Below are 4,049 nucleotides of genomic sequence, written 5' to 3' on the forward strand. Positions count from 1 at the left end.
CATTGGAAAATGAGAAATTTTTAAGGTTAATTCCTTTATACTCTCTGTTAATTCTTATGAAAAAGGGGTATAAATGAAAAAAGTTCTTATCAGTATCGCAGCTATCGCGGCACTCTCTACCGCAGGTTTTGCAACCGTAAATAGTCAAACAGGGTGCGGTCTCGGATCACAAATTATCAAAGATGACAGTTCTGCGGTAATGTTGGCGCTACAAGCAACAACAAATAGCACATTGGGTAACCAAACGTTTGGTGTGACTTCAGGGACATCAGGATGTAAAAAAGCACGTTTTGTTATGAATGAGCGTGCGGCAGAGTTCGTTGCGTCGAATATGGATCAACTCTCTCGTGAGATCGCTATCGGTCAAGGCGAAAGCGTTTCCACTCTTGCTGAGCTTTTGAATGTTCAAGACAAAGCGGAATTTGCATCAGCACTTCAAGCAAACTACAATGCTATCTACACAAGTGAAAAAGCCGATATGGCTACGGTTCTCGATAACGTTTCTACTATCGCTGGTTAATTATTTTCTCGGAGCGCATTTTATGCATTCCGAGAGATTTTGAGGTTTTATTTGCCCTTTCTTTTATTATTATGCGCACTGAGTTTAGCGGTTTATGCGACAACTACCGATGAACTGATTGCACATGCTCATACCAAACATCTTTCCGATACACGCTACTGGCATCTTTTGATGCACTCCCCTGATGGTGAAAGTGAAATTGACGATCCCGCTTTCTTTCTCTCATTGGAAGGGAAAACAAATCTCACCTCTGAACTGGATGAAACGATCCGTCACTTAAATGAGGATACCAACCGAAGCAATGAATCTGTCTTTTGCCGTTTTCCGGCTCGAAGAGCGTGGCTGGAACACGAGCTTAACACCTCTTTCGGTGAGGGGGAGTGCCGTGAGTATGAAGCCCTTGTTGCGAAGATGGATCCACAGAGTGTGACACTGGTATTTCCGAGTGCCCATATCAACTCCCCCGCATCGATGTTCGGGCATACTTTTTTACGGATCGATTCCAAAATGGAGTCTAAACTCATGTCGTATGCGATCAACTATGCAGCGCACACCGATGAGACGAATGGATTGTTATTTGCGTATAAGGGGCTATTCGGGGGCTATTATGGCTTTTATTCGATGCTCCCTTATTATGAAAAACTCAAAGAATATCGGGATTCCGAATCTAGAGATGTCTGGGAATACGATCTAAATTTAACGCCTGATGAGGTCATGGCGATGGTGCGCCATATCTGGGAATTGCAGCGGATTAACTCGTGGTACTATTTTTTCGATGAGAATTGCTCCTATCATATGTTGTGGCTCACCGAGATTGCCCGTCCGAGCGTTCACTTGAGGGATCACTTTTTCTATTATGTTATCCCTCCCGATACGGTACGCGCTTTCGAGGAAGAGGCTTTGGTAGAAGCAAAACATTTTCGCCCCTCAAAACGGACTCAGCTACTTGCGTATGAACGTCACCTCTCTCCTCAAGGGATCTCGGCAGTGAAAGCTTTAAGTACTACAGAGACAAATGGTGCGGAACTCGATACGTTGACTCTCTCCAAACAAGAGCACCGTTTTGCACTCGAAGCGGCTGCGGAACTGGTTGAGTATCAATACATAGAGGGAAAAATGGCTAAAGAGGTGTATGCGGCGCGCTATTATGAACTCCTCTCACGCCGCGCCGCGCTGGGGAGTGGAGAATTAGTTGCTGTATCTCCCAAAGCAAATCCTGATCGCGCCCATCACTCTGCCCGTATAGCCCTCTCACAGGGGTGGTTTGAAGATCGTTCACCGCTACTGATTGGGTGGCGTCCCGCTTTTCATGACTTGGATGAAGATGATACGGGACATCTCTCCGGTGCTCAAATCGAATTTCTCGATACGTTGATCGGGGTGGATCATGATAAAGTGACGTTAGAGAAATTGACGGTTCTCTCTCTCGCCTCTATTGCACCGGTAAGTCATTTTTTTAAGCCGTTTTCATGGCGCATGAAAAGCGGTTGGGATCGCGAATACGGAGGAGATAGACTTAGCTTCGTTACCCGTGTGGGAGCAGGGGCATCCCTTGGAGATGAGGGGATGTACGGCTATGTTTTAAGTGAGCCGGAGGTGAGATTCGGATTTAATGCCGATGTCGGATTAGGGTTTAGTGCAGGGGCTGCGATCAACTGGGGCAATCGGATGAAGAGCCATATTGAAGCAGGCCATATTTTCTATTTGGATGGCAGCGATCGAAGCCGCGTTATGGTTTCTCAAGGGTGGCAATGGAGTCCGCTGGGGGGAGTACAGTGCAGTTATGAAGGAATCGATCAAGATTACAGAGAAGATCGATTCAAACTTGGTGTGAACCTCTATTTTTAATTATTTTTTGGCATAATAGTCCTAATTTATGTTTCGGAGTTTTTATGTATTTAGCGGAAGCACGCTTTGCCCTTTGGGCCGATTTTATTGAACGGACATTTTTAGATGAAGGGTTTAAAGAGCTGATAGAAAAAGGGGTTATTAATGGGGCTACATCGAACCCTGCCATTTTTAAAAATGCGATTTTGACCTCACCAGCTTACAAAGAACAACTGGCTACCCTCTCTGATCTTTCTCCTAAAGAAAAATACGAAGCATTGGCCATTTACGATATACAAAAAGCGGCAGATATCTTGCGCCCCTTATACGATGCCGGAGATGACGGGTACGTGAGTATCGAGGTTGATCCGTTTTTGTGTGATGATACCGAAGCTACGATCGCTGAGGGGATACGCCTTCATGCGAGTATCAACCGTCCCAATGTAATGATCAAAGTTCCTGCAACCGAAGCGGGATATGGAGCTATGGAAGCACTGGCTTCACGAGGGATTCCCGTCAATGCAACATTGATATTTTCGGTAGATCAAGCACTTAAATGTGCGGAAGCGTTTAACAAAGCGTCGAAAAAATCGTCGGTGGATACGGTGATCAGCGTCTTTGTCAGCCGAATCGATAGAGCAATTGACGAGACACTTCGTTCCCATGGTGTAAGGTCGGGTCTGATGGGGATTGTAAATGCCGCCGATATTTACAATCGTGTCGAAGCGTTAGGAATCTCGAAATGTCGTGTCTTGTTTGCCAGTACAGGGGTGAAAGGCTCTGAGTTCCGAGCCTCCTATTATATCGATGAACTTTTAGCTCCCAACAGTGTCAACACCGCACCGATCGCTACCATTGATGCGTATGTAAGCGGAGGAGATAGAACATTGAAACTTCCAATGAGTGCGGCTACCATTGAAGAGCATCAAAAAAGTGTAGCGGCTGCAGGGGTGGAGATGGACACCGTTATTGCACAGCAGATAGAAGAAGGATTGGAAGCTTTTAAAGTTGCTTTCACTGAAATCCTCAACGCATTGGAGTAATACTATGAGTCAACAAAGTTTTAGTCATACGGAGTTGGGTGAACTCAACTTTGAGGTATTGAAAAAAATACGAGGATACTTGCGCCGTATGGTGGATGCAGGGGGAAGTGACCTCCATGTCAAAGCCAACAGTGTCGTTCGAGCCCGTATCAACGGAGAGATTATCCCCCTCTCCGGTGAGATTTTTTCAAAAGACGATGCTTTGATTTTTGCCAAAGAGCTGTTACGGACCCGTTTTCCCGAGTTGGTAGAGAAAAAAGAGCTGGACTTGGTCTATCCGTTTGATGAAAATACCCGTTTTCGTATCAATATCTTTTTTCAAATGGAAGGGGTATCGGCAGTTTTCCGTTTAATTCCCGTTAAAATTTTGAGTATTGAAGAACTCAAGCTTCCTGAAGTAGTCCATACCTTTGCAGAGATGGAACGGGGACTGGTCCTCGTTACGGGAGTTACGGGAAGCGGTAAATCAACGACACTTGCAGCCTTGATCGATGAGATTAACTGGAAGCGCCGTAAGCATATTATTACGATTGAAGATCCGATCGAGTTTGTCCATAAAGATCGGAAATGTATTATCAATCAGCGCAGTGTCGGGCAGGACACTCTCAGTTTCGGAAATGCTCTGCGGGCGGCGCTGCGGGAAGACCCCGATATTATTC

4 protein-coding genes are annotated in these 4,049 nt (G+C 45.6%); all 4 read left to right on the forward strand.

Annotated features, from left to right (window positions below):
- The first annotated feature begins 73 nt into the window (after window positions 1–73).
- Complete coding sequence (locus A2517_RS10960; RefSeq protein WP_294896970.1) at window positions 74–520, forward strand: DUF3015 family protein; 447 nt, start codon at window positions 74–76, stop codon at window positions 518–520.
- Between the two features lie 51 nt (window positions 521–571).
- The gene (locus tag A2517_RS10965; RefSeq protein WP_294896972.1) at window positions 572–2,368 is read left to right on the forward strand and encodes a DUF4105 domain-containing protein; all 1,797 of its coding nucleotides are present in this window, start codon (window positions 572–574) and stop codon (window positions 2,366–2,368) included.
- A gap of 44 nt (window positions 2,369–2,412) precedes the next feature.
- Complete coding sequence (locus A2517_RS10970; RefSeq protein ID WP_294896974.1) at window positions 2,413–3,390, forward strand: transaldolase; 978 nt, start codon at window positions 2,413–2,415, stop codon at window positions 3,388–3,390.
- Between the two features lie 4 nt (window positions 3,391–3,394).
- Window positions 3,395–4,049, forward strand: a 655-nt coding sequence (locus A2517_RS10975; RefSeq protein WP_294896976.1) for a type IV pilus twitching motility protein PilT, incomplete at its 3' end; no start/stop codon positions are given.

The organism is Sulfuricurvum sp. RIFOXYD12_FULL_44_77, assembly GCF_001830725.1.
GTDB lineage: Bacteria > Campylobacterota > Campylobacteria > Campylobacterales > Sulfurimonadaceae > Sulfuricurvum > Sulfuricurvum kujiense_A.

Excerpts from the sequence above, each read along its gene's own strand:
- A2517_RS10970 (WP_294896974.1), top strand. The coding sequence starts at position 2,413 with ATGTATTTAGCGGAAGCACGCTTTGCCCTTTGGGCCGATTTTATTGAA.
- A2517_RS10960 (WP_294896970.1), top strand. The coding sequence starts at position 74 with ATGAAAAAAGTTCTTATCAGTATCGCAGCTATCGCGGCACTCTCTACC.